Source organism: Thiomonas delicata (genome assembly GCF_900088825.1).
Lineage (GTDB): Bacteria > Pseudomonadota > Gammaproteobacteria > Burkholderiales > Burkholderiaceae_C > Thiomonas_A > Thiomonas_A delicata.
Map to the genome: position 1 here is coordinate 919,742 of NZ_LT592171.1, position 25,228 is coordinate 944,969.

The 25,228-nt window shown below is 65.4% G+C and carries 22 protein-coding genes and 1 other RNA gene; 14 read left to right on the forward strand and 9 right to left on the reverse strand.

Features of this window, described 5'->3' with window-relative positions; translation table 11 throughout:
- Window positions 1-52: 52 nt before the first annotated feature.
- The 4 genes from THIARS_RS13860 (at window position 53) to THIARS_RS13875 (ending at window position 2,882) form a co-directional block, all read left to right on the forward strand.
- Window positions 53-559 (forward strand): methylated-DNA--[protein]-cysteine S-methyltransferase, encoded by a 507-nt coding sequence (locus THIARS_RS13860; protein WP_094161399.1) that lies wholly within the window; start codon window positions 53-55, stop codon window positions 557-559.
- Window positions 560-635: 76 nt separating this feature from the next.
- Window positions 636-1,640 carry a site-specific tyrosine recombinase XerD gene (gene xerD, locus THIARS_RS13865; RefSeq protein ID WP_094162142.1) on the forward strand — a complete coding sequence of 335 codons (1,005 nt, stop codon included), beginning with the start codon at window positions 636-638 and terminating at the stop codon, window positions 1,638-1,640.
- Window positions 1,641-1,646: 6 nt separating this feature from the next.
- Complete coding sequence (locus tag THIARS_RS13870) at window positions 1,647-2,243, forward strand: MarC family protein (RefSeq protein ID WP_094161400.1); 597 nt, start codon at window positions 1,647-1,649, stop codon at window positions 2,241-2,243.
- Between the two features lie 138 nt (window positions 2,244-2,381).
- The gene (locus tag THIARS_RS13875; RefSeq protein ID WP_094161401.1) at window positions 2,382-2,882 is read left to right on the forward strand and encodes a Crp/Fnr family transcriptional regulator; all 501 of its coding nucleotides are present in this window, start codon (window positions 2,382-2,384) and stop codon (window positions 2,880-2,882) included.
- Between the two features lie 51 nt (window positions 2,883-2,933).
- On the opposite strand, the gene THIARS_RS13880 is transcribed toward THIARS_RS13875, so the two are convergent.
- Window positions 2,934-3,821 (reverse strand): EamA family transporter, encoded by an 888-nt coding sequence (locus THIARS_RS13880; protein ID WP_094161402.1) that lies wholly within the window; start codon window positions 3,819-3,821, stop codon window positions 2,934-2,936.
- 136 nt (window positions 3,822-3,957) lie between these two features.
- On the reverse strand, window positions 3,958-4,560 hold the full coding sequence (wrbA, locus tag THIARS_RS13885; RefSeq protein WP_094161403.1) for an NAD(P)H:quinone oxidoreductase: 603 nt from the start codon (window positions 4,558-4,560) through the stop codon (window positions 3,958-3,960).
- A 157-nt stretch (window positions 4,561-4,717) separates the two neighbouring features.
- Here wrbA and THIARS_RS13890 point away from each other — a divergent pair, with 157 nt between their 5' ends.
- Window positions 4,718-5,104 (forward strand): winged helix-turn-helix transcriptional regulator, encoded by a 387-nt coding sequence (locus THIARS_RS13890; RefSeq protein WP_222423076.1) that lies wholly within the window; start codon window positions 4,718-4,720, stop codon window positions 5,102-5,104.
- A gap of 35 nt (window positions 5,105-5,139) precedes the next feature.
- Here THIARS_RS13890 and THIARS_RS13895 read toward each other — a convergent pair whose 3' ends face one another.
- Window positions 5,140-6,462 carry an SGNH/GDSL hydrolase family protein gene (locus THIARS_RS13895; protein WP_094162143.1) on the reverse strand — a complete coding sequence of 441 codons (1,323 nt, stop codon included), beginning with the start codon at window positions 6,460-6,462 and terminating at the stop codon, window positions 5,140-5,142.
- A gap of 293 nt (window positions 6,463-6,755) precedes the next feature.
- Between THIARS_RS13895 and THIARS_RS13900 the strand changes: the two genes are divergently transcribed.
- Window positions 6,756-7,151, forward strand: coding sequence for a DUF302 domain-containing protein (locus THIARS_RS13900; RefSeq protein ID WP_094161405.1), 396 nt, complete (start codon window positions 6,756-6,758; stop codon window positions 7,149-7,151).
- A 109-nt stretch (window positions 7,152-7,260) separates the two neighbouring features.
- Here THIARS_RS13900 and THIARS_RS13905 read toward each other — a convergent pair whose 3' ends face one another.
- Window positions 7,261-8,679, reverse strand: a complete 1,419-nt coding sequence (locus tag THIARS_RS13905) for an aminotransferase-like domain-containing protein (RefSeq protein ID WP_094162144.1) — start codon at window positions 8,677-8,679, stop codon at window positions 7,261-7,263.
- Window positions 8,680-8,980: 301 nt separating this feature from the next.
- On the opposite strand from THIARS_RS13905, the gene THIARS_RS13910 reads away from it, so the two are divergent.
- From THIARS_RS13910 to THIARS_RS13920, 3 genes are read left to right on the forward strand one after another with little or no spacing between them, the layout of a single operon-like run.
- Window positions 8,981-11,299, forward strand: a complete 2,319-nt coding sequence (locus THIARS_RS13910; RefSeq protein ID WP_094162145.1) for an FdhF/YdeP family oxidoreductase — start codon at window positions 8,981-8,983, stop codon at window positions 11,297-11,299.
- The gene (fdhD, locus tag THIARS_RS13915) at window positions 11,296-12,129 is read left to right on the forward strand and encodes a formate dehydrogenase accessory sulfurtransferase FdhD (protein ID WP_094161406.1); all 834 of its coding nucleotides are present in this window, start codon (window positions 11,296-11,298) and stop codon (window positions 12,127-12,129) included. Before THIARS_RS13910 ends, fdhD begins: the two co-directional genes overlap by 4 nt.
- A gap of 3 nt (window positions 12,130-12,132) precedes the next feature.
- Window positions 12,133-12,357, forward strand: a complete 225-nt coding sequence (locus tag THIARS_RS13920) for a formate dehydrogenase subunit delta (RefSeq protein ID WP_094161407.1) — start codon at window positions 12,133-12,135, stop codon at window positions 12,355-12,357.
- Between the two features lie 97 nt (window positions 12,358-12,454).
- On the opposite strand, the gene THIARS_RS13925 is transcribed toward THIARS_RS13920, so the two are convergent.
- The 4 genes from THIARS_RS13925 to THIARS_RS13940 form a co-directional block, all read right to left on the reverse strand.
- Complete coding sequence (locus tag THIARS_RS13925) at window positions 12,455-12,649, reverse strand: YgaP family membrane protein (RefSeq protein WP_094161408.1); 195 nt, start codon at window positions 12,647-12,649, stop codon at window positions 12,455-12,457.
- A gap of 251 nt (window positions 12,650-12,900) precedes the next feature.
- Window positions 12,901-14,178, reverse strand: coding sequence for a hypothetical protein (locus THIARS_RS13930; protein ID WP_094161409.1), 1,278 nt, complete (start codon window positions 14,176-14,178; stop codon window positions 12,901-12,903).
- A gap of 109 nt (window positions 14,179-14,287) precedes the next feature.
- On the reverse strand, window positions 14,288-16,081 hold the full coding sequence (locus THIARS_RS13935; protein WP_094161410.1) for an N-acetylglutaminylglutamine amidotransferase: 1,794 nt from the start codon (window positions 16,079-16,081) through the stop codon (window positions 14,288-14,290).
- A gap of 90 nt (window positions 16,082-16,171) precedes the next feature.
- Window positions 16,172-16,927, reverse strand: a complete 756-nt coding sequence (locus THIARS_RS13940) for a GGDEF domain-containing protein (protein WP_186436683.1) — start codon at window positions 16,925-16,927, stop codon at window positions 16,172-16,174.
- Window positions 16,928-17,172: 245 nt separating this feature from the next.
- Here THIARS_RS13940 and ssrA point away from each other — a divergent pair.
- From ssrA to THIARS_RS13965, 5 genes are all read left to right on the forward strand, one after another.
- Window positions 17,173-17,532: a transfer-messenger RNA gene (gene ssrA, locus THIARS_RS13945) on the forward strand.
- Window positions 17,533-18,165: 633 nt separating this feature from the next.
- Window positions 18,166-19,860 (forward strand): NADH-quinone oxidoreductase subunit 5 family protein, encoded by a 1,695-nt coding sequence (locus THIARS_RS13950; protein WP_245845925.1) that lies wholly within the window; start codon window positions 18,166-18,168, stop codon window positions 19,858-19,860.
- Between the two features lie 33 nt (window positions 19,861-19,893).
- Window positions 19,894-20,664, forward strand: coding sequence for a hypothetical protein (locus tag THIARS_RS13955; RefSeq protein ID WP_094161412.1), 771 nt, complete (start codon window positions 19,894-19,896; stop codon window positions 20,662-20,664).
- Window positions 20,649-23,777, forward strand: coding sequence for a DUF2309 domain-containing protein (locus THIARS_RS13960; protein WP_094161413.1), 3,129 nt, complete (start codon window positions 20,649-20,651; stop codon window positions 23,775-23,777). The genes THIARS_RS13955 and THIARS_RS13960 overlap by 16 nt, the downstream gene beginning before the upstream one ends.
- Window positions 23,774-24,100 carry a P-II family nitrogen regulator gene (locus tag THIARS_RS13965; protein WP_094161414.1) on the forward strand — a complete coding sequence of 109 codons (327 nt, stop codon included), beginning with the start codon at window positions 23,774-23,776 and terminating at the stop codon, window positions 24,098-24,100. The genes THIARS_RS13960 and THIARS_RS13965 overlap by 4 nt, the downstream gene beginning before the upstream one ends.
- Window position 24,101: 1 nt before the next feature.
- Here the strand turns inward: THIARS_RS13965 and THIARS_RS13970 are convergent, their stop codons facing one another.
- The gene (locus THIARS_RS13970; protein WP_094161415.1) at window positions 24,102-25,022 is read right to left on the reverse strand and encodes a LysR family transcriptional regulator; all 921 of its coding nucleotides are present in this window, start codon (window positions 25,020-25,022) and stop codon (window positions 24,102-24,104) included.
- Window positions 25,023-25,228 lie beyond the last annotated feature (206 nt).

Below are 25,228 nucleotides of genomic sequence, written 5' to 3' on the forward strand. Positions count from 1 at the left end.
GGAACAGGCCCTAGCATATTCATCCATGTCCTCCGCGTTGCCGCCACTGCCCATGACCGACGACTCCGTCTTCACGCCGATTCCGACGCGCTGGGACGCCGTGCTGGATCTGCCATTCGGCCGCCTCGGTCTGCGTTGCACGACCGAGCGGGTGCTGGCCCTCGAATACCTGCCGGCATCCACGCCCGCGCAAGCGCCCGCAAGCGCGCTGGGCCGTGAAGTCCAGGCCCAGCTGCAGGCCTATTGCCACGACCCCGATCACCGCTTCGACCTGCCTCTGGACGATGTCGGAACCATCTTTCAGCGGCGCGTATGGGCCCTGCTACGCGCAATCCCGCGTGGTCGCACGCTGCGCTACGGCGAAGCGGCCGCGCAACTGGGTAGCGCCGCGCGTGCCGTGGGCCAGGCCTGCGCGGCCAACCCCTTCGCGCCCGTGGTGCCCTGCCACCGCATCGTCGCCCGCGCCGGGCTCGGCGGCTTCGCCCATTCCACCGACGCCCAGGGCGAACTGCTGCGCATCAAGCGCTGGCTGCTGCAACACGAGGGGGCGATGGCGTGACGCGCGGACCCATGCGCGGCCATGCGCTTGTGTGGACGCGTGCGCGATGAGCGCCACGACACGCGATGAAGCGCCGATGGCGCGGGCCGAAAGCGCGTCGGCAGCAAGGCCCGGCCGCCGGCGTGGCCGCGCCGTGGCGCACCCCGAATGGCCCGCGCCGCCGGCCGCATGTTCCGAGGCGATCGACCGGTTCTGCGACGCGCTGTGGCTGGAACACGGCCTGTCCGCCAACACCCTGGCGGCCTACCGCAGCGATCTCGGCCTGTTCGCGCGCTGGCTGGCGCATGCCGGAAGGCCGGGCCTGCTGCAGGCCACGGAGGCCGACGTCATGGCCTATCTCGCCGCCCGTTTCGCGGGCAGCAAGGCCACTGCGTCCAACCGCCGGCTCGCCGCGCTGCGGCGCTATTTCCGCTGGGCGCTGCGTGAGCACAGGCGCAGCGACGACCCCACGCTCAAGCTCGAGCGCGCGCGCCAGCAGGCGCGCCGGCCCAAGACCCTGAGCGAGGCCCAGGTCGAGGCCCTGCTGCTGGCGCCCGACCTGGAAACCCCGCTCGGGCTGCGGGACCGCGCCATGCTCGAACTCATCTACGCCAGCGGCCTGCGCGTGAGCGAACTGGTGGCGCTCAAGGCCGTGCATCTCAGCCTTGCGGATGCGGTGGTGCGCGTCGTCGGCGGCAAGGGCGGCAAGGACAGGCTGGTGCCGTTCGGCGAGCAGGCGGCCTTCTGGTTGCGGCGCTATGCGGAGGAGGCCAGGCCGTTGATTCTGGGCGGCGGCGACAGCGATTTCCTGTTCGTCACCCAGCGCAGCGGCCAGGCGAACAAGCGCGTGGCGGCCGGCATGACGCGGCAGATGTTCTGGACCCTGCTCAAGCGCCACGCCTTGCACGCGGGCATCGACGCGCCGCTGTCGCCGCACACCCTGCGCCACGCCTTCGCCACCCATCTGCTCAACCATGGCGCCGACCTGCGCGTGGTCCAGCTCCTGCTTGGACACGCCGACATCTCCACCACGCAGATCTACACCCATGTCGCGCGCGAGCGCCTCAAGCAACTGCATGCCCACCATCACCCGCGGGGTTGAACCACCATGGCGCAAAACGACTTCGGGTCGGCCTTCGTCCTGCTGTTGCTGATTCTGGACCCATTCGGCAATTTGCCGTTCTTCATCGCCATCATGCGGCAGCTGCCGGTGCAGCGCCGCTTGCCGGTGGCGCTGCGCGAGATCGGCATCGCCTATGTCGTGCTGCTGGGCTTCATGTGGGGCGGGCAGGGTTTCCTGCGCCTGATGGGCCTGAGCCAACCGGCGCTTGAGGTGGCCGGTGGCGTGATCCTGCTGCTGGTGGCGATCAAGATGATCTTCTCCACCACGTCCGAAATCTTCGGCGGCGGCGACGGGCGTGAACCCATGATCTTTCCGCTTGCCGTGCCCTTGCTTGCCGGGCCGTCGGCGCTCGCCACCGTGCTGCTGTTGACCTCGCGCCAGCCGGGCCAGATGTGGACCTGGATGGCCGCGCTGTCGGCCGCCATCGTCGTCACCGGCGGCCTGCTGCTGATGGCCGAGACCCTGCTCAAGTGGGTGGGCGACTCGGTCATGCGCGCGGCGGAGAAGCTCATGGGTCTGATCCTTTCCGCCATCGCCGTCAACATGTTGCTGGGCGGTCTGCGCAGCTATTTCATGCACTGAACGAAGCGTCCCTGGGGGCGCGAGACCGGCGGCACGAAACCAGGAAATGGCTACGATTGCAGGCGCCACCGCGGCATCGATGCATGCGGGGTGGCCGAGACTGGCTGCCGAAAACCACAATTCAGAGAGACCCGCATCATGGAAAGTCTGCCCATTACCCCCAAAGACCGCGAAAACCTGGCCCAATTCCTGGGCAACCTGGTCGACACCAGCATCCTGCTGCGCCGCGAGGTCCACGATTTCCTGGACTACTGCGACCTGATGGCCCCCAAGAAGGGCGAGATCATCGCCGACATCGGCCAGGTCGGCGAAGCCCTGTTCTTCGTGCTCGAGGGCCATGGCTGCCTGATGGCGCAAATGCCCGAAAGCGAAATGGAAATCGGCAAGATCGAGCCCGGCGAAATGCTCGGTGAAATGAGCTTTTTCGACCGCAAGCCCCGCGAAGTGCGGCTGCGTGCCGGGGCCGATACCCGCCTGCTCCGCATCAGTCGCGCCATGTACCAGCGCCTGCGCCTGGAGCGGCCGCTGCTGGCCGTGCTGCTGCTGGAGGCGGCCATCATCAGCCTCGATCACCTTTACCGCCGCACCTCCACGGACATGACCCAGCTCAACCGCTACATCCACCGCACCGGACGTTGACGGTCTCGGCGGCCGGAGCGCGAGCCGCCGATCGACGGGCCGGGCGCTTCGTCAAGTTGCGGCGCGCTGCCGCAGCCAGAGCTGAAGCCGCGCGGCGAACTGGTTCAGCGCCAGTCCCCCGAGCACCAGCAAGCCCGCCATGATCTTCCATGGTTCCAACGCTTCGTGCAGCACCAGCGCGGCCGATACCATGCCCGCCACCGGCACCAGCAGGCTGAACGGCGCGACCTGCGCAGCCGGGTAGCGCCGCATCAGCATGGACCACACCCCGAAGCCCAGCAGGGTGTTCGGGTAGGACTGGAACAGCACCGTCAGCCAGGATTTCAGGTTCATGGCCTGCACCGCCGCGAGCATGGCGTGCGGGCCCTCGACCACGGCGGAGACCAGCAGCAACGGCGGCACCGCGACCAGGCTGCCCCAGGCCACCAAGGCCAGCGGCTCCACCGCGCCGATGCGCTTGGTCAGGATGTTGGCCGTGGCCCAGGACATTGCGGCGCCGATCACCAACAGCAGGCCGACGAGCGTGCCAGGCGTGTCCAGATGCCAGGCCACGATGCCCATGCCCGCCAGCGCGATGCCCGCGCCGAGCAGCTGCATCGGACGCGCATGCTCGCCCATCAGCCACCACGCCAGCCCGATGGTGAAGAAGGCCTGCAACTGAATGACCAGCGACGACAGTCCCGCCGGCATCCCCAGTTTCATGCCGACGAACAGCAACGCGAACTGCACCGCGAACTGTGCCAGGCCCCAGCCCACCAGCAGGCGCCAGTCCGTGGCGGGTCTGGAGACGAAGAACACCAAGGGAACCGCGGCAAAGAAAAAACGCAGGCTGGTGAACAGCAGCGGCGGCAGGCCCTGCAGCCCGATTTCGATGACCACGAAGTTGAAACCCCAGATCGTGACCACGAGCAGGGCGAGGAGGGCGTGGCGAGGGCGCATGAGGACTTCAATGAAGGGCAGGCGGCTGATCCTACCCGGATGCGGAATGATTCGCTGGTCGCCGCAGCCGCCGCTTTTCGGCGATGGAGGGAGACGTCCTGCGCCCCCGCAGCCGGGCGGCGCAGTTCAGTGCGATTCAGCCGAACATCTTTTTCGCGATCTCGGCCACGTGTTGACCCTGGTACTTGGCGATGGCCAGTTCGTTGGCGCTGGGCATGCGGCTACCGTCACCCTTGCTCAGCGTGGAGGCGCCGTAGGGCGAGCCGCCGCTGATGTCGTCCATGTTCGTGAGCCCGGCGCAGGCGTAGGGCACGCCGACGACGATCATGCCGTGGTGGAACAGCGTGGTATGGAAGGAGGTGATGGTCGTTTCCTGGCCGCCGTGCTGGGTCGCGGTGCTGGCGAACACGCTGCCGATCTTGCCCACCAGCTTGCCTTGCTGCCACAGGGCACCGGTCTGGTCGAGGAAGTTGCGCATCTGTCCGCACATATTGCCGAAGCGGGTGGGCGTGCCGAAGATGATGGCGTCGTAATCGCCCAGTTCCTCGGGCTTGGCCACGGGGGCGGCCTGATCGGTCTTGGCGTGGATTGCGGCCACGGTTTCCGGCGGCATGGTTTCGGGCACGCGCTTGAGGGTCACGTCCACGCCGGCGACGGCGCGCACGCCTTCGGCGACTTCCTGCGCCATGCGCTCGACATGCCCCCAGGTGCTGTAGTAGAGAACGAGAACTTTGGCCATGAGAACTCCTTGCGGTAGGGTGGATGAAGTTCGTATGATGCGACCGATGGTTGTGAATGAAAAGTAGGTACCTTTAAGTAACTACTTGGCTCAAGTGGCCCGCGCCGTCCCGGCGCACGGATGCAAGGTTGGTCTTGCCGCGCAAGGAGAATGGGAGATGCCCCGCAAAACAAGTCCGCAATCCAGCGCGCAATGCCCGATGGATGCGCTGTTGCGTCTGCTGATGGGGCCGTGGACCACGTACCTGCTGTGGGTGCTGCGCCAGCAGGGGCCTCAGCGCTTCGGTGTGCTCAAGCGCGCCATTCCCGGCATTTCTTCCCGTGTGCTGACCGAGCGCCTGCGCCTGCTGGAGGAGGCGGGCGTGATCCATCGCGACCATCTGCCGACCATTCCACCGCAGGTGACCTACAGCCTGACGCGCCGCGGCCAGGAACTGGGGCCCGTGCTCGACGCGCTGGACGCGCTGGCGCGCCGCTGGCATGCGCAGAACCAGGCGGTGCGGGGGCGGACCGAGCACGAGGCGGCGCGGCGCCAGGCGGCTTGAGGTCTCCGGCCGCCTTTGTCGGGGCTAGGGCCTGTTCACGTTTTGTCTGCATCCGCGCCGGGGGTTTGGGCGGATACAGTGCGAGGCGTAGGCCGTGCCTGCAGCAGGCCGAGGGGGACCGCCGCAGCCATCGCGGCGTAGCCGGCGTCACTGGGGTGGACGTGGTCGCCGCTGTCGAAGCGTGGCAACAAGCGCGATGGCTGGGCCGGGTCGCGCAGCGCGGCGTCGAAGTCGATGACGCCGTCGAAGGCATGGCTCTGGCGTATCCATGCGTTGACCGCACGCCGCACGGTTTCGCGCCCGGGCGGCAGGTTTGCCGGGGTGATGGTGCCACCGACGATGACGACACCCCGGGCGTGGGCCTGGGCAATGAGCGCGCGATAGCCGGCGATGAGGTCGGCGGCGCTCACTTTCACGTGCGGGACGTCGCAGTCCAGGCCGGGATGGGGGGCGACGAAGCCGAAGTTGATGTCGTTGATGCCCGCCAGCACGATGACGGCGCGCACCCCGGGCTGGTCGAGCGCGTCGCGCGCGAAGCGCTGTTCCAGGCTGATGCCGTAACAGGGTGAGTCGTGCAGCAAGCGGTTGCCGCTGATGCCGGCGTTGAGTACGGCCAGATTGCGGATGCCGGCTTCGCGCAGCCGTCGCGCCAGGACATCCGGCCAGCGCCGGTCCGCATTCAGGGTGGAGCGCATGCCGTCGGTGATCGAGTCGCCGATGGCGACCACGGCGGCCGCGTGTTCCGCGGCGGGCGTGCGAACCTGCATGCCGTCGAGCCAGAGATAGGAGGTGACGCGGCGGGTGAAGGCCGCGCCGCCGGTATCGTCGGCATGGTCGCCGGCGGCGGAGATGAAATTCACCTGGCTGGCAAGCTTGTGCCAGGTCTGGGGCGTGACGTTGCCGTGCACGGCCAGGCTGACGGCCAGGGCCTTGCCGGCCTGCACGGGCAGGTCGACGGCGTCGCTGACGCGGCTCCCACCAGCGGGGATGCGCAACGACGCCTGGCCGTCGAACAGCACGGTGCGCAGGGTGGCAGAGTCGATGGCCGCGCCGCGTCGGACCATGGCGACAGTGACTTTGTCGATGCGCACGTCCTGCGTGCCGAAGCGGTTGCTCAAACGCAGGCGCAGCGCCGGTCCCGGCAGCGTGGGCACGATGATTTGCCGCACGGTGGCGTTGAACACCGCGGGAGCGCGGTCATAGCCCGGTGCCGCCGGGTGCTGGGCCACGGCCTGCGGCGCCATCGCCCAGGCGCCGACCCAGGACGCGCCGCCGGCCTGCGCGCCGAGTTCCCTTGCCGCGGCGGCGTGCATCCACAGCGCGCACAACGTGATCAGGCCCAGGCGCACAATAATCATGGCAGTTGCGGGGCGCGGCATGTGCGCGGCCCCGTCGTGAAAAGCGGGCATTCTAGAACCGCACCGTGCATCGGGAGACCCGGCCTCGCCGCTGGGCCTGACATCTGATCACCTGATGGCACGCAGCTTGGTGACCGTGGCGGAGACAATGCCCACGCGGCTGGCGATGGGTTCGGATGTGGCGCTGGCCGGGGTGATGCGCAAGCCTTGCCCTCGCCTCGGGCGCGGCGGTTTGAGTGCCCGGGCCGGTTGCCACGCAATGTTTTTTGGATATTTCAACTGGAGTCTTCAACATGGCGCAATATGGTTTTGGTTCCCCGGTGAAGGGCGAGTTCGGTGCGGTGGTCGAGCGCGTGACGCAAGCCCTCAAGCAGGAAGGTTTCGGCGTGCTCACGACCATCGACGTGGCCGCCACGCTCAAGGCCAAGCTCGGTCAGGACATGCCGCCTTATCTCATTCTTGGCGCGTGCAACCCCAGCTTCGCCAGCCAGGCCTTGCGCGCCGAGCCCGACATCGGCCTGCTGCTGCCGTGCAATGTGGTGGTGCGTCAGACCGAAGGCGGCGAGGTGATCGTCGGCTTCATGGATCCCGAAGCCGTGCTCGGCATGGTCAACAAGCCCGAGGTCACCACCTTGGGCCACCAGGTGCGCACCGCGCTGCAGCGCGTGGACGCCAGTCTGCGCGCCTGAACTTCGCGTCGGTCCGTCGGCGCGGGGGATCCCGCGCCGCAATCGATGTCGCCGATGCCCATCGGGGCATAGATGGAATGGATGGCGGCCGGGTGTCGGTCCGGCAGTTTCACGCCAGCTGCGCGGCGGCGATTTTTCCGAGCAGCATCAGGGCGGCTTCGATGTCACGGTTCCAGAGGTAGCTGTAATTGAGCCGGATGCAGTTCTGATAGCGCTTGCCGGTGGCGAACATGTAGCCGGGGCCTATGGTGATGCCGCTGGCGACGGCGCTTTGATACAGGCGCATCGAATCGATGGCCTCGGGCAGTTCCACCCACAGCACGTAGCCCCCCGCGGGCTGGGAGACCTGGGTGCCACGCGGGAAAAAGCGCAGCACCGCCGCACGCATGATGCGCGCTTGCTGGGCATAGCGCCTGCGCATGCGGCGCAGATGGAGTTCGTAGCCGTCGTTCTGCAGATAGGCGGCGATGGCCAGTTGCGGAATGGAGGGGGTGGTCAGGGTGTTGAGGAACTTGAGCTTCTCGACCCTGGAGACGTAGCGGCCGGCCATGGCCCAGCCGATGCGGTAGGCGGCGGTGAGCGATTTCGAGAATGACGCGCAGTGCAGCACCAGGCCATTGGTGTCGTAGGTCTTCAGCGCACTGGGGTGGGCGTCGCCGTAGTACAGCTCGTGATAGACGTCGTTCTCGATGGCGGGGATGTCGTGTCGGGCGAGCAAGGCGACGAGATCGCGCTTCTTCGCGTCCGGCATTTGAAATCCGAGCGGATTCTGGAAGTTCGGCATGACCATGCAGGCCGCGATCCTTTGCGTGCGGATGACGTCGGCCAGGGCGTCCAGGTCCATGCCCTCGCGCGGGTGCGTCGCGATCTCGACGGCGCGCATGCCCATGCGCTCGATGGCGTGCAGCATCGCGTAGTAGGTGGGCGATTCCACCGCGATCGTGTCCCCGGGATTGGCCACGGCCTGCAGGCAGAGGTTGATGGCTTCGGTCGCGCCGACGGTGATGACGATTTCGTTGGGGTCGACAGCCAGGCCGTTTTGCAGATAACGGCGGGCGATCTGCCGGATCAGTTCGGGGTTGCCCGGGGGCAGGTCGTTCATCAATCCCCAAAGGGCCTCCTGCCGTCCGGCGGCCTGGATGTGTTGGTTGATCTTGCGCTGCGGGAAAAGCGACGGATCCGGGTAGGGTGAGCCGAACGGAATCGCGTTGTGGCTGCGGATCGAACGCAGCGTGGACAGCACCAGGCGGCTGACGTCCACCTGCGAGGGAACCGGGCTCGGCTTGTTTGCGCGCAAGGCAGGCATTGCCGTGCGTTCGGCGCGGGCACGCACGAAATAGCCCGACTGGGGCCGGCTCTCGATCAATCCCTGGCTTTCGAGCTGGGAGTAGGCATGCACCACGGTGGTCATGCTCATCTTGTGGTGCTGGCTGGCCCGGCGTATGGAGGGAATTTTCTCGCCCGGCAGCAGTACGCCTTGCCGGATCTGGTCCCCGATGGTTTTTGCCAGTTTTTCGTAGAGATTCAAGCGCGCTCCCTTCTTGATCCGGGGCATTTCAGTTGTGCCGGTACAGTTTCTCAAAATCCAGGTCGAAGTATCGGACGAGCCGCATGCTGTATTCCTAGGGTTAATGCGGAACTGGTTTTCAGACTATAAAAAATCGATAAAAAATGCGCATTCTGCGGGCATGGGCAATTCAAACTGTACTGCTTCAGGAAGCCCCTATGTGTTCATTCAATTCGCGAGATGTATCCCTAGGATGTGTTTCTCAAGCACCAGGCATTCGCCGAGGCGCATTTCGCATTTGTCGAACATCTTGGAACACCTCATGGCGGCTTCCGAAACAACGCGCAAGATCGAACCCTATACCCATGCAGCAGCCGGATGGGGTGCCTTGAAGCAGGTGGCGGTGCATCTGATCAAGGAGAAGGTGCCGGGCGCCCACTACAGGATGCTGCTGCAGCAAAACCAGCCTGACGGCTTCGACTGCCCAGGCTGCGCTTGGCCCGACCGCGACCACACGTCGAGCTTCGAGTTCTGCGAGAACGGCGTCAAGGCCGTGGCCGCCGAGTCCACCAGTAAGCGCGCGACCCCCGATTTGTTCGCCGCGCACACGGTTGCCGAACTCATGGAACAGAGCGACTACGCGCTGGAACAGCATGGGCGCCTGACCGATCCCCTGGTGTACGACAAGGCGACCGACCGCTACCGCAAGATCGCATGGAGCGAGGCGTTTGAGATCATCGCCCGCCACCTCCACGCGCTTGAGCATCCGGATCAGGCCTCCTTCTACACCTCCGGGCGCACCAGCAACGAGGCGGCCTTCCTGTTCCAGCTCTTCGTGCGGGCCTACGGGACCAACAATTTCCCGGACTGCTCCAACATGTGCCACGAGGCGACGAGCCGCGGGCTTCCGGGGACGGTGGGCGTCGGCAAGGGCACCGTCACACTCGACGATTTCGAGCATGCCGACACGCTGCTGCTGTTCGGGCAGAACCCGGCCACGAATCACCCCCGCATGATGGGCGAGCTGCGCGATTGCGCCAAGCGCGGCGCGACCATCGTGGCGATCAACCCGCTGCGCGAGCGCGGGCTCGAGCGTTTCGCGAGCCCGCAGCATCCGCTGGACATGCTGGGCCTGGCGAACGACCGGATCAGTTCGGTGTTCATCCGCCCGCGCCTGGGCGGGGACTACGCGCTGATCAAGGGCGTGGCCAAGCATGTGCTCGAACTCGACTTGGCCGCGCAGCGCGGCGGCGAGGCGCGGGTGCTCGACGTGGATTTCATCGCGCGGCACACGACGGGTTTCGACGCCTTCGCCGCTGATCTGCAGGCCGAGGATTGGGATGAGATCGTCGCCGAATCCGGTGTGCCGCGCGCGGAGATCGAGGCCTTGGCGCGCATCTATGCCAAAGGCGAGCGCGTGATCGCGACCTGGGGCATGGGCCTGACCCAGCACAAGAACGCGGTCGCCAACGTCCAGATCCTGTCGAACCTGATGATGATGCGCGGCCAGATCGGCAAGCGCGGCGCGGGGCTGTGCCCGGTGCGCGGACACTCCAACGTGCAGGGCGACCGCACCGTGGGGATCGAGGAGAAACCGACGCAGGCGTTCCTCGACCGGCTGCAGAAGGTGTTCGGCTTCGAGCCGCCGCGCCATCACGGCCTGGACGTGGTCGACACGATCAACGCCATGCTGCGCGGCGAGGTGCGGGTATTCGTCGGGCTGGGCGGCAATTTCGCCATGGCCACGCCGGACACGCCGCGAACCTGGGAGGCGCTGCGCGCGTGTCGGCTGACGGTGCAGATCAGCACCAAGCTGAACCGCAGCCACCTCGTCCACGGCGAGGAGGCGCTGATCCTTCCCACGCTGGGGCGCACGGAAATCGACTTGCAGGATGGCGTGCCTCAGGGGGGCACGGTGGAAGACTCGATGAGCATGGTCCACTTGTCGCACGGCATGAACCGGCCGGCGTCGACGAATCTGCTGTCCGAGGTCGCCATCGTGGCGGGCATGGCCGAGGCCACGCTGGGCAAGAGGCCGGTGGACTGGGCCTGGTACGTGCGTGACTACGCGCGCATCCGCGACGCGATCGCGCAGGTCATCGACGGCTTTCAGGACTACAACAAGCGGGTGGCCAAGCCGGGTGGATTTCACCTGGGCGTGGCGTCGCGCGAGCGCGTCTGGCAGACCGCCAGCGGCAAGGCGCAGTTCATCGTCAGCGCCATCGAGCGCGACACGCCCATCACGCGGGCGCGCCAGCGCCACGGCGAGCGTCTGATGGTGCTCACGACGATACGCTCGCACGACCAGTACAACACCACCATCTACGCCATGAATGACCGCTACCGCGGTGTCTATGGCCAGCGCGACATCCTGCTGATCAACCCGGCGGATCTGCAGAAACTGGGCTTGAGGGCCGGTGAGCGGGTGGATGTTTCCACGGCGTGGGGCGACGGCATCGAACGCCGCATCCGCGGCTTCATGCTGGTCGAATACGACATTCCGCCCGGCTGCCTCGGCGCCTACTACCCCGAGACCAACCCGCTGGTGCCGCTGGACAGCGCGGCCGACCACTGCGGCACGCCGGCCTACAAGTCCATCCCGGTTTTGCTGGAGCGCACCGAGACGAAAGCCGCAGCATGAACGCCAACGACACCCCATTGCTCGCCGGCACGCGGCAGGCCCAGGTGCTGCGCTGGCGCGATGCGCAGCGCAGCGAGGTCTTGGACTGGCTGGCCGACGAGGTTCCGGTGGCCTTGGAGTTCAACGGCATTTCGCATGCCGTGATGCTGGCCACGCCAACGGACCTGGAGGATTTCGCCCTCGGCTTCGCCCTCAGCGAGGGCATCCTCGACCGTCCCGACGATCTGTTCGACTGTGAGACCGACGTCTGTGCGGAGGGCCTGACCGTGCGGCTCGAAGTGTCCTCGCGCAGCTTCGCCCGGCTGAAGGACCACCGCAGGACCTTGGCCGGCCGCACGGGCTGCGGCATCTGCGGCACCGAAAGCCTGGCGCAAGTGCTGCGGGACGTTCCCGCGGTGCAGGGCGCCGCGCTTCGCCTCCATGCCGCGGCCATCGACCATGCGATGGAAAGCATGCGCGCGCGTCAACTGCTGGGTCGGGCCACGGGAGCCACCCACGGCGCGGCCTGGTGCGCGGCAAACGGCGACGTGATTCTGCTGCGCGAGGACGTGGGGCGCCACAACGCGCTCGACAAGCTCATCGGCGCCATGGTGCGTGTGGGGGTCGACGCGCGCACGGGTTTCATCGTCGTGACCAGCCGCGCCAGCGTGGAAATGGTGCAGAAGGCCGCCACGGCTGGCGCGCCCCTGCTGGCCGCCGTGTCGGCGCCGACTTTTCTCGCGCTCGAGGCGGCGCAACGAGCCGGAATGACCTTGGTGGGGCTGGCGCGGCAGGGCGATCTTGTGGCCTACGCGCATCCACAGCGCCTTCTTTTCGATCGCGAAAACTGAACGATGGAATTCGATAGTCTGATTCACCTGGCCAACCGGATCGGCCTGCTCTTTGCTTCGATGCCCGACCGGGCCGAGGCCCTGGAGTGCATCGCCGAGCACATCCAGTATTTCTGGGAACGGCGCGCCCGCGCCAAGTTGCTGGAGCATGTCGACGCCAAGGACGGCATTGGCCTTGACACCATCGTGCTCGACGCCTTGCAAGCGCACCGCGCCATCCTGCTGTGAACGGCAAGGGCTGGCAAGGCCATGGCATGCCTGCGCACCCCGAGCGTTTCTCGGCGCTGAATCCCCGTCGTGGGCGCAGACATGGTGTGAGCCGGCCCTAGTTCTTGCGCATCGGGCAGGTGCGTATGCCCAGGATCGCGTACAGCGGGCAAAAGCCCACCGCACCGGCGATGAGCGGTATCACGCCGATCCAGCCCCATACGCCAATGACATGGGTGAGCGTGAGACCGATGAGGATCAGGCCGGCAATCACCCGCAGGGCGCGGTCCAGGGTGCCTTCGTTGATGGTCATGGAAGTTCTCCTCTTTGCGTCGTGGAGCCGCAAGGTCGCGGCGTTCCATCATGGCACAACGGCGATACTGACGGGAATATCGCAAACCCGTGCGGTTCGTAGGTCTTTGGCGCGCCGCGTGCAGCCCGCCGAAGTTCCGCGCCGATCCACAAAAAACAACAGGACGGCAGTCTGGACAGATCAAACATTGTTCACCTACAGTCGCGCCCAGTTTTGCATCCATCGCGCAAGCCGGCCGATACGGTATCGGTTCAGAGCCGTGTCGCGGCTTCGCCTTCGGGCTCGGTGTACACCGGCGCGAATCCTCCGCCGGGCGTCCTGAAGTTGGTGGTCTGGCCCTGGTAGAGGCGGGCGGAAAACCACATCACATGGCCGACGTCGGCATAGACGCGCAGATCGAACTTGAGGGATAGCGGCGCGGCGGCATCGCCGATGTGGCGTTCGCCGGGAGGCGACAACGCCTGGGCGACATAAGGGTTCGCGACGATGTCGTCCCAGACGCTTTTGGTGAGCTTGGCGCCACGGTAGGCGGCGCGACTGCCGAAGCCGGCCCAGGGCTTGAAAAAGAGACCGCGCCGCTGGGACCAGAGGCGCTCGGCGTTGTGCGGCGTGACGATTTCGGTCTGCGGTATGTGCGCCGCAAGCAGGGCGGCGGCGGCTGGGTCGGCGCCGAGTTCGCGCAGCCGGTCCGCATCGCCCAGCAGCGCGAGGTTGCGCTTGTCGGCGTACAGAGCGTGGGCACGCGGGTGGGGCGTGAGCACCACTTCGTTTCGCTCATAAGCCTGGCGCAGCGCTGCGTGGGCCGCTTCGTCGAGCGCGAAATCGGTGAGCCGGTTGTAAACCAGATCGACGGGCTCGGTGCCGTGCCACAAGCGGCCCGCATCGCGGTGCAACGCCCCAGGGTCGGCCAAGACGGCGTGCATGCCGGCGCGCTCGAACAGGCGCGCGAACAGCAAGAACTCGGCGTAGAGATACTGGTCCTGCGGCGCGGTGTCGACGATGGCGATGCGCCGCGGCCGGCCTTCATGTCCGGCCTGCTTCCATTCGCGCAGGAACATGGCGACGATATCCGATTCGAACGCATCCACCACCGCAGCCGTGGGGACCATGCCCTGCATGTCGTCGCAGCAGGCGCGCTGCGCCCGCGCCAGCGCGGCCGAGAGCAACGCGCCGCCCGGGTTGGTGTTGATCTCGATGAGGTGCAGGGTGTCGGCTTCGAGGTGGAAGTCGAAGCCGAGGAACACGCCCGGGTTGCTAGGGTCGTGCTGCGCGGCGGCGGGCGCTGCGGCCAGCACCGCGCGTTGGTAGCCGGGCAGCGCGGCCACCGACTCCACCGCCTGCACGATCTCGCGCATGCGCCGTGCATGCCGGCGGGCGACAAACACCGGCTGGGCCGAGAACATGTGCGGGTTGCGCGCGCGCACCAGGGCGTACAGGCCGGGCTGGCCCAATTCGGACTCGAGCGCGCGGGCCAGGGCCTCGCGGTCCAGGCTGATGCAAAAACAGTCGCGGTTGAGATGTTCGATCATCGAACGGCGTGATGGGTCGGGTGATGGATGACGGCGAGACCTTGCGTTTGCGGCGTACGGCGCTGCCGCCGAGTTGCCAGGCCTGCGTGCGCGAGGCTCGGCGACGGGGTCATGCCGGCGCCCCGTCCACATGGGTTTGCAACCACCATTCCAGCAGGGCGAGGTGCCAGAGCTTGCTGCCCTGGATGCGGGTGAAATGCTGGGGAGCCTCGGGAGCGGCCAGCAGACGGTCCACGTATGCGCGCCGGTACAGGCCGCGATTGCGGCAGGCGTGCGAATTCAACAATGCACGCATGCGATCGAGAAAGGCGCCGCGCACATGCTTGAGCACGGGTACCGGGAAATAGCCCTTGGGGCGGTCGATCACGGCATCGGGAAGGATGCCGCGCGCGACGGCCTTGAGCGGATACTTGCCGCCATCCCTCAGCCTGAATGCGGGCGGCATGGCGGCAGCCAGTTCCACCAATTGGCGGTCTAGAAACGGCACGCGCAATTCCAGCGCATGCGCCATCGGCAGGTTGTCCACGCGCTTGACCGGGTCGTCGACGATCAGGGTCGTGACGTCCAGGCGCAGCACCTGGTCGAGGAAGGTCTCGGCGCCGGGCTGGGCCAGGGCGCGCTCCACCAGTTCGGCCGTAACGTCCGGCACATGGTAGGCAGGCTCGATCATCGACAGCCACTCGGCGTGTTCGCGGTCGAAATAATGCCGCGAGAAGCGCTCCAGCGGCGTGCCGTGCTCGGCCTGCATGCGCGGATACCAGAAGTAGCCGGCGAACACTTCGTCCGCGCCCTGGCCGGCGAGCACCGCTTTCACGTCGTGCCCGACCCATTCGGACAGCAGGTCGAAAGCCACCACGTCGTGGCTGAACATGGGTTCGGTCATGCGCGCGATGGTGTGCGGCAGGCGCTCCAGCACGGCGTCGTTGGGAATCAGCAGCTTGTGGTGGCGCGTGCCGAAGTGTTGGGCCACCAGATCCGAGTACTCGAATTCGTCGGCCTTTTCCGTGCCGTCGCCCAGGCTTTCGAACCCGATGGAATACGTGCGCAGGTCGCGTACATGGTCGGCCAGCAGACCGACGAGCAGGCTGGAGTCGAGCCCGCCCGACAGTAGCACCCCCACCGGCACGTCGGCGGCAAGGCGATGACTGTCCAGCGCGGCGCACAGCGAGCTGCGGGTGCGGTCGACCCATGCGTCCTCGCTCGGTTCGGGGTTCGGGCGCGTGGCTTGCAGGGCCCAATAACGCGACAGCTCGCTGGGCCCGTCGATTCGCACACGCAACACATGTGCGGGCTGCAGCTTGCGCACGCCCCGCAGGATGGTGTGCGGCGCCGGAACCACGGCATGCAAGGTGAACAGATGGTGCAGCGCGACCGGATCCAGCGATTTGTCCACGCCGCCCGCGGCAAGCAGGGCCGGCAGGCTGGAAGCGAAGCGCAGGCGCTTGCCGTCCTGCGCGAGGTAGAGCGGTTTCATGCCGAAGCGGTCGCGCGCCAACAGCAAGGTTTGGGTGCGGGGATCCCACAGGGCGAAGGCAAACATGCCCTCGAGCCTGTGCACGAACTCGGCGCCCCAGACGGCATAGGCTTTGAGGATGACCTCGGTATCCCCCTGGGACACGAAGCGCTGGCCATGGCTGGCCAATTCGGCGCGCAGTTCGCGGTAGTTGTAGATCACGCCGTTGAACACCAGGGTGCAACCGGTCTCGGCGTCAGTCATCGGCTGATCGCTGCTGGCGCTCAAATCGATGATGGCCAGGCGGCGATGGCCGAAAGCGATGACGCCCTTCGCCCAACTCCCGGCGTGATCCGGCCCGCGCGGTGCCAGCGCGTCGCGCATGCGGGCAACTGCGCGGATGTCGGCTTGTCCGCCATCAAACCGCATCTCTCCGCAAATTCCACACATCGGCGGATTTCCTCATGAGAACCAAACCCGCCATTGTCTGCGAATGGCCGCCAGTCCGCCTTGTCGTCCCGTTGTGTTCCAAGGCGGCCATCAAGCCGTGGCTGCGGCCGAAGCGAGGATCTCCAGTCTGTCCTTGCCCGCGCTCTTCGCGGCATAGAGGGCGTTGTCGGCCAGGCGCATGGCGTCGGCGAGATCGGCTGTCGGCCCCGCCACGCTGGTCATGCCGATGCTGACCGAGATCGGCAGTGGAACGTCTTGTAGCCGGACGTCGAGATGGCGGATGCGTATCAGCAGGCGCTGCGCAAGCTCTTGCGCCACCGCCAGGCTGCTCGCGCGGAACAGAAAGGCAAATTCTTCGCCGCCGATGCGCGCGACGACGTCGGTGTCGCGCACCGAGCTGCGGCAGGCATGCGCGATCTGCTTGAGCACCTCGTCCCCGCCCAGATGGCCGAAGCGGTCGTTGATGGTCTTGAAGTTGTCGATATCGACGATGGCCAGCGCAAACGACGTCCCATGCGCTTTCGCCTGCTCGATTTCCGCATGCAACGTCTGCATGAAGTAGCGGCGGTTGTGCAGCTCGGTCAGATGGTCGCGGTGAATGAGTTCATGCAGCCGCGTATGCGCCTGGTCGAGTTCGCTCACCAGTCTGAGCGTGATGTACGTCATCACCGGGGAGATCACCGCCGGGGTGAGCAGGGTGATGATCCAGGCCGATCGTGTCATGCTCCCGTCCAACACCCAGTAGGTCATGCCGGAGGCGATGCCGGCCGAAACGGCAATCGACAGCAGCGTCACGAAGAAGACTGTCAGCCAAATACCGTAGCGATGGAGGCAGGCTTTGAGCATGGGCGGATGATGCCGGGGAAATGGCGCCATTGTCCCAGTTTCCCCGGGCCATGGGAGTGCCGGTGCCAGGGTGGGCGCGCATGACGCGCATCCGCCTAGCCCTGGCGAAGGCCCACGCGCTCATGGCGATCCGATCCGCCCGGTTTCAGGTGCGCCCTGTGGTCAAGCATTGATCCACCCTTGAAATCCATGCTTGCACACCCAGATAGGCGGGGTACGGACAACTTCGCTACCATCCCGCTCAAGGGGCCGACCAGGTTTCGACGTGAATGACGAAGTCGTGGAGTGCATGCCGAGCACCAGTTCGCTCGTAAATCCACTGGAATCAAGTTAAACGCGAACGACGATAGTTTCGCTCTCGCAGCTTAATTGCCGCGAGCCTTGCAACGGCACGCTGATGGGCCGGGGTGGCAACACCTGCAAGGTCATCCACATCAGATCGTGATTCTGTGCGCCGCGCGCAAAATCATTAAATCCAGCGGATCGCCAGTTCAGAAGCATGTCCATCTGCGTCTGGGCGGTTAAAACCCAATGATGGCACTAAGCATGTAGAGCTTGCGATGGAGAATTTGCGGACGGGGGTTCAATTCCCCCCGGCTCCACCAATAACGAAACCCCAACCGTTCTCGGTTGGGGTTTTTTCTTGCCCGCTCGTGCCGGCTCCCGCGTGTGGTTGGGGGTTCCTGCGGATTGCGCCAGTCTGCCTTCTGGCCCGTTCCTGGCCATTCTTCCCTCCTGCCTCGCTCTGCGCGAAAGACCCGAAGTCCGCAGCTCAGTTGTCGGCCCGGCAAGGGAGCCGGCCTGCCCTCTCGTCTGCAGTAGCATGCAGCACTGTGTTGCCGCTGATTGTCCCAAGGCCCTTGCCTGGGTCCGGTGCTTCTTTTCAGAGCACAACCACCTCGCGGCCTTCAAACGCCCGATCTACGCTTTGCGCGACGACTGGATGATGTGACGCTAGAGGCTGTCGTGGAAGATGGCGCCTTGGGCCAACCTTCTGGCTGACCTTTTCGTCGTCGCCTCAGCCAGGTAGCTCGAGCACGCTCGCCATAATTTCTTATTATGTATTGAATAAGAAATTCAGGGTTTTATTATCTGTCGACAGCCCTTAGGATGACGCGGCCGACGCGGATGGAGGTGTGGGATTCGCGCCGGGTTGAAGCGGGCGCCCAGTGCGATCCGGAGGATCGGATCCACATCTCGGCGCACTTGCCTTTCCCTTTATCGAGGACGAGTCTGCCGTGGACGATTGGGTCGCGTTTTGCCTGATGGCTTTGCCGGTCTTGCCGGTGCTTTCTGCTGTCGTTGCGCCATTGCTGTCCCGCGCAGCCGAACATCGGGCAGCGCGGATCAGCGCGGGCTTCATGGGGTTGACTCTGTTTCTCGCGCTGGCCCTGCTGGTTGCGGTGCTGCGCATGCCGGCCGAACAAGTCGAGGTGCTGCGCGCCGGGCCGTTGGCCCTGATGCTCGACCACCTCGCCGTGGTGATGGCGGTGCTGGTGTCGGGAATCAGTCTGATCGTGCATCTATACGCGGTGCATTACATGGCCGATGAGCCAGGGTATGCGCGGTTCTTCGCACTGCTGGACCTGATGACCGCGGACATTTTGCTGCTGGTGTGTGCGTCGGACTTCCTCACGCTGATTGTGGCCTGGTTCCTGGTCGGGGTGCTGCTGTACTTCCTGCTGGGACACGACACGACACGCGTGGCCAGCGGCCGCTATGCGTTCTGGACCTTCATCACCTACCGCGCCGGTGACCTACCCCTGCTCGGTGCGGCTTTGCTGCTTGGGCACGCTTACGGCACGACGCAGCTGCCCGAGTTGTTCGCGCGCATTGCGGCCAATCCCGGCGTGGAAGTCGGCGGCTGGCCGGCGGCGAGCACTGCGGCGATGCTGGTGGCGCTGGCCGCGTTTGCGCGCTCGGCGCAGTTTCCGCTGCATTCATGGTTGCCGTACACGATGGAGGGGCCAACTCCGGTGTCGGCACTGATGCACGCCGGCATCGTCAATGCCGGAGGTTTTTTGCTCAACCGCTTCGCACCGTTGTTCGTGCATGCGTCGGACGTGCTGCACGTGGTGTTCGCGGTTGGGCTGCTGACCGCACTGATCGGCTCGGCGCTGATGCTTACGCAAAACGACATCAAGAAATCGCTCGGCTATTCGACGATGGGGCAGATGGGTTTCATGGTGATGGAGTGCGGGCTCGGAGCGTTTTCGCTCGCGGTGTACCACCTCATCGCCCACGGTCTGTTCAAGGCCACGCTGTTCCTCGGCTCGGGCGGGGTGATCAACGATGCGCGCCGCAACGATGGCGTGCCTCCCGACGACATCTACACCTCCGTGGTCGAGCGCAGGCCGCTGCGCGTGGTGCGACTGCCATGGTTGGTCGCATTGGCGGTGACGGTGCTGGTTCCCGTCTTCGTGCTCGGCTTCTCGCATCTGCTGGTGGCCGCCGATTTCGTGCACAAGCAAGGCGCTGTCATCCTGCTGTTTTTCGGCTGGGTCACCGGCGCCCAGGTCTTTTTCTCGATCCACCGTTTGCCCAGCGAGAACCCGTGGCGGTCGATGGGCATGATCTTCCTGTCGTTTGTCATCGTCGTCGTCGGCTATACCGTGATCGGACATCTGTTCGAGCACTTCCTCTATCCCGACGCGGCGTTGTTGGACGCGATCTACACCGCCGCAGGGGTCGATCTGATCGCCTTCGATACTCTCGTGGTGGTGCTGACCTTGGTCCTGGTGGCGGCCTGGCTGGTCACGTTATACGCCGACTCGCTGGATTTGCGCACGCGTTCGGGAGCCTGGAACACCGTTTACCTCAATCTTTATGCCTTGTTCTCGCGTGAGTTCTACGTGGCCGACGTGTTCGCGCGGCTGGCACGCATGCTGCAAAACGGCTCCAAGCGTGTGAACGTATGGCTGCGCTGGGTCTGATTCATGGAGACGACACCGATGGCGATACCACCGATGGCGCTGCTGGCGTTTTTTTTCCTGCCGCTATTCCCGTTCAGCGCGGTCTTTAACGCCGCATTGCGCGCGCTGCGCGTGGCGTGGCTGCGCGCTGCCTTGCTGCTGGTTTGGCCGCAAATCGGCGTGTGGTTGATCGTCGATGCCGGAATGCACCTCCCACCGGACTGGGCGGCTGCCGTGCTTGCGTGGGCCACCGGCTCGTCGCTGTTCTATGCCTGGCGCATGCTGTCGACGCGGGATTTCGACATCTGGATCGGGTTTTACGCCAGCTCAGCGTGGGCCCTGGCCTGGATCGGCGTCGTCGGCGGGGCCGACGCGATGGGGCTGCGCGTGGCAATGGCGTGCATGTCCGTGACCGCGCTGGCGCTGGCGCTGGCCAGCCATTGCTTGCGCAGGCGTTGGGGCGAAGCCTACGTCGGCCTGCGCCCCGGGCTGGCGCGGGCGATGCCGCGCCTGGGCCTGGCGACCACGCTCTCGGTCCTTGCCGCCCTCGGGGCGCCGGTGTTTCCGGTGTTTTTCGCGATGATCTATCTGCTGGGCCTGGCTAACGCCGCGACCGTCGTCGGTGTTCTCGTCGTCTGGTTGCTGTGGGGTTGGGCCGGGGCGCAGATATGGCAGGGCTTTCTGTTCGGAACACCACACGTTGAGCATGCTTTCGAGCCGTCGCTGCGTGACATTCCGGTGTCCTGGACCGTACTGGTCGCGCTGTTGGCCGTTGCTGCGATCGTGGCCGCTTCTCTCTGGAGCATGACATGGCTGATGCATTGAACCTGGGCAAGATCCTGCGCGTGCATGCCACGGCTTATGTGGCGGCCGAGCCCGTGCCGTTGTTCTGGCCGATGCGCACATTCATCCACAACAATCCCTTGCACGGGTTGGAAAACCTGCCGTTCACCGAGGCGGTGCAGGCCGCGCGCGGCCTGTTCCATGCCCGCGTGTACCTTCCGCGCACCACTTACCAGCGCTATCTGCGGGAAGGCAAGGGCGATGCGCGTGTGCTCGACGCGATCACGGCGCAGTTTGCGCAGACCGCGCCCAGCGTCGATGGCATCGACTGGCAGCGCTGGCTGAGCGCAGTTCGCGAGGCGCCGACCGACGCCTCGCCGTGCGTGCCGCATGCCCTGGCCGAAGACGTCGCGGTACTGCTGGCCGGGCAGGCCGTTCCGGATGACGGTGCCGCCGCGGCTGGCCTGGACACCGCCATGCGCGACGACCTGCCGCCCTGGCGGCCGCTGACTGAGTGCATCGATGCCCTGTGGGGAACCAACCTTGCTGCCGAACTCGACGAATTGGTGGTCAAGAGCTGCCTAGATTTTTTCGACGAAAACCAGTCGTCGTGGCGCATGCCCGGGCGGGAGCACGGTTTTTACGCCGCCTGGGCCGACATTGCCCGGCGCAACGGCCGCATGTTTCTGCGCGGGCTGGCGATCAAGCGCATCCTCGATCAGGCGCCGCGCGCCGACGCCGCGATTGTTCACGTCATGCAGTCGCTGGGCATCGCCGAGGAGCATTGGCAAGCGTATTTTTCGCGCGAGTTGCTGCGGCTGCACGGCTGGGCCGGCTTCATCCGCTGGCGCTCCGAGGCCAAGCATTACCACTGGGGGCGCAAGCACCCTGCCGATCTGGTCGATTTCCTCGCCGTGCGCTTGGTGTTCGCGTTGGCGCTGATCGAGGAAAGCGCGCGGCATCGCAAAACGCCGGCGAATCGACCTGCGTTCGACACCTTCCTGCGCGAGCAACGCGACTGCGCCATGTTGCGCTACGCCCTGCACGCCGGAGAGCTCTTGCCCGGCTGGGCGCAACGCATCGACGACACCCTGGAGCGGCGCGACGGCGCGCGTGCGGCCCGATTGGCCGCGGACTACGCGGGACAGTGGCGGCATGCACGCGCGCAGCAACAAGCCCGGATGCTGCAGAAAATCGCCGAGCAGGCCGGAACTTCGATGCAGACGCTGGCCGCGCTCGGGCCGCAGCGCACCGCCGAAGTCCTTGAGGTGCTGCAGCGCTTCGTCGCACAGGAAGGGTCGATGTGGCTGCGCGCACTCGAAGCGCGGGCCATCGACCGTCTGCTGGGCCAGATCGTGACCCCGGACGAGCCGTCGGCGCCCAAGCGCGCCTTTGCCCAGGCGCTGTTTTGCATCGACGTGCGCTCGGAGCGGCTGCGGCGCAATCTGGAGAACGTGGGAGATTTCCGGACTTTCGGCATTGCCGGATTTTTCGGCGTTCCCGTCGGCTTTTTGGGCTACGGCAAAGGTAGTGAAACCCACTTGTGCCCGGCAGTGGTCACGCCGAAAAACCTGGTGCTCGAAATTCCGGCCGCGCTCGACTTCGACGACGAGGCTTTCGTCTCGACTCTCGGCCATGTGCTGCACGATCTCAAGAGTTCGGTGATCTCTCCCTTCGTCACGGTGGAGGCCATTGGCGCGCTGTTCGGCTTCGATCTGATCGGCAAGACCGTGATGCCCTCGGCCTATCACCGCTGGCGCAGCCGGCTCGACGCGCCGCGCCCCGTCACCCGCATGCTGCTGGACAAGCTCAGCCGCGAGCAGGCCGATTCCATCGTGCGCGCGCTGCAGCGAGGAATGATCGTCAATGCTTTGCGCGTCGAGTTGGGCATCGAGCGTGAGCGCGTCAACGACGACATGATTCGCGAACTGCGCGAAACGGCGCTGGGCCATCGCAGCGGCACCACGATGCTGGCACGCGAGTTCGGCCTTTCCCCCGAACGCGAAGCGCGATTCATCGAGCAGGTGCGCGAGGGCTACCGCGTCAATCCGTCATACGCCAATTACCAGATGCTGCGTCTGGGGCGCATCGGTTTTTCGCTCGACGAGCAGGTCAACTACGTCTGGACCGCGCTGGCCTCCATTGGCCTGACGCGCAATTTTTCGCGCTTCGTCCTGCTCATCGGACACGGCAGTCAATCGGAGAACAACCCCTACGAGTCGGCACTCGATTGCGGCGCCTGCGGCGGCAGCCAGGGCTTGGTCAGCGCCAGGGTGTTGGCGCAAATGGCCAACAAGGCCGAAGTGCGGGCGAAACTGCGCGACATCGGGGTGGAGATCCCCGCCGACACCTGGTTCGTTCCCGGGCTGCACACCACGACCACCGACAGCGTCGAATTGCACGATCTGGAGCTTTTGCCGCCGCAGTTGCTGGTGTACCTGGAGCGGCTGCGCAACGGCCTGCATGCGGCGTCGCGGCTTTGCGCGGCCGAGCGCGTTCCGACGCTGCTGCCTCAAGCCAAGGTGCTGAAGCCGGCCCAGGCCCACCGCCTGGCGCGTGCGATGTCGCACGACTGGTCGCAGGTGCGGCCCGAGTGGGGGTTGTCGGGCAATCTGTATTTCGTCGTGGGACGGCGCGGTCTGACGCAAAAAGCCGATTTGCACGGGCGCTGTTTCCTGCAGTCCTACGACTGGCGGCTCGACCCCAAGGGCCGCCTGCTGGAGAACATCCTCGCCGGCCCGGTGGTGGTGGGGCAGTGGATCAATATGGAACACTACTTCTCTGCCGTCGACAACACCCATTTCGGCAGCGGCAGCAAGGTCTACCACAACGTTGCCGGGCGTTTCGGCGTGATGACCGGCAACCTGTCCGATCTGCGCACAGGGCTGCCGGCGCAGACCGTGATGCGTCGCGGGCAGCCCTATCACGAGCCCCTGCGTCTGATCGTGATGATCGAGGCGCCGCTGGACTTCGCATGTCGCGCCATCGAAGCCGTGGCCAAGGTCAAGAGCCTGGTGCAGGGACAGTGGATCCGCGCCATCGTCGTCGATCCGACGCAGGATATGCAGGCCTATGTCTTCGACCATGGCCAATGGCGAGCTCATTCCGGGTCCGCATCGCAACAGACATACACCGAGGAGGTCGTCGCAGCATGAACACGTTCAAACTCTCCCCCCTGAAAAAACTCGAAATCATCCTCGAAGGCGCACACCGCGAATTCGCCACCGGTTTGCTCGACCGCGCCGGGGTAAAGGGCTACACCATCGTCGGAAACCTTTCGGGCAAGGGCAGCCACGGTTTTTATGAAGGGCACCTGATGTTCAACGAGGACGACGCGCTGATCATGATCATCGTCGCGGTGCCGCCCAATCTCGTCGATGCGCTGCTCGAAGGCTTTCAGCCGTTTTTCGAGGCCCATTCCGGGGTGATCTTCGTCAGCGACATCCAGGTCGGCCGCCCGGTCAAGTTCATGACCTGAATCAGGAGGGGGGCGGACCCTGCAGCGAAGCCAGGGGTCTTGCCTCGCGAATCAGGAAGTCGAGGAATGCCTGCGCTACCGTCGACAGCCGCTTGCCCTTGCGATGCACGACGAACCACTGCCGCATGATCGGAAAGCGCTCGACCTCGAGCACGGCCAGGCGCCGCATCGCCAGTTCGAGTTCGAGCGTATGCAAGGACAGGATGCCCAGGCCCAAACCCGCTTCCACCGCCTGCTTGATCGCCTCGTTGCTGCTCATTTCCATCACCGAATGAAACTCCACGCCGTGCCGCGAGAAATGCCGCTCGGACGCTTTGCGCGTTCCCGAGCCGGGCTCGCGGGTGATGAAGGTTTCGCGTTCCAGGTGCTTGAGCGTGATTCGGCTCTTCCCCACCAGCGGATGCGTCGGCGCGGCAATCACGACGAGCGGGTTGTCGAGAAAGGCCTGGGCGACCAGCTCAGCGTCCTCTGGCGGCTGGCCCATGATCGCCAGATCCTTGTTCGATGTGGTCAGCATGTCCAGGATCTGTTCCTGGTTCGACACTTGCAGCCGCACTTGCACTTTGGCGTGCCGGCTGCAGAATGCAGCGATCAGCTTGGGCGCGAAGTAGTTCGCTGTGCTCGCCACCACCAGATCCAATTCGCCTCGGCGCACGCCGCGGAATTCCTCCATGGCAGAACTGAGGTCCTGCACTTTCGCGGCAATGATCATCGCGTGGCGATGCAGCTCGCGACCGGCGTCGGTGGGCTGGATCTGTTTGCCGACTTGGTCGAACAAAGGCACGCCGACCTGCTCTTCGAGTTGCCGCATCTGCATCGATACGGCAGGTTGCGTCAGATGCAGGGCGTCAGCCGCACGCGTGAAACTTTGGCACCGCATGACGGCGTCGAAAATCTGGAGTTGGCGCAGGGTCAGATGCATCGTTGTGACATAAGTATTCCTAATACACTTTATCAGAAACTCGAATTGCGTTTTATGATTTCGTCCGATATGGTGTCGGCACGCGAATCGATGAATCCATCCCTGAGCCCAGGCTTCGATGCCTCGGTCGAGCGGGCCGAGGCATTCGTCGTGTTGCGCCAGCTTTCACTCGTCGTTTGTTCTCGCGCGCAGCGCGCTTTAAGGAG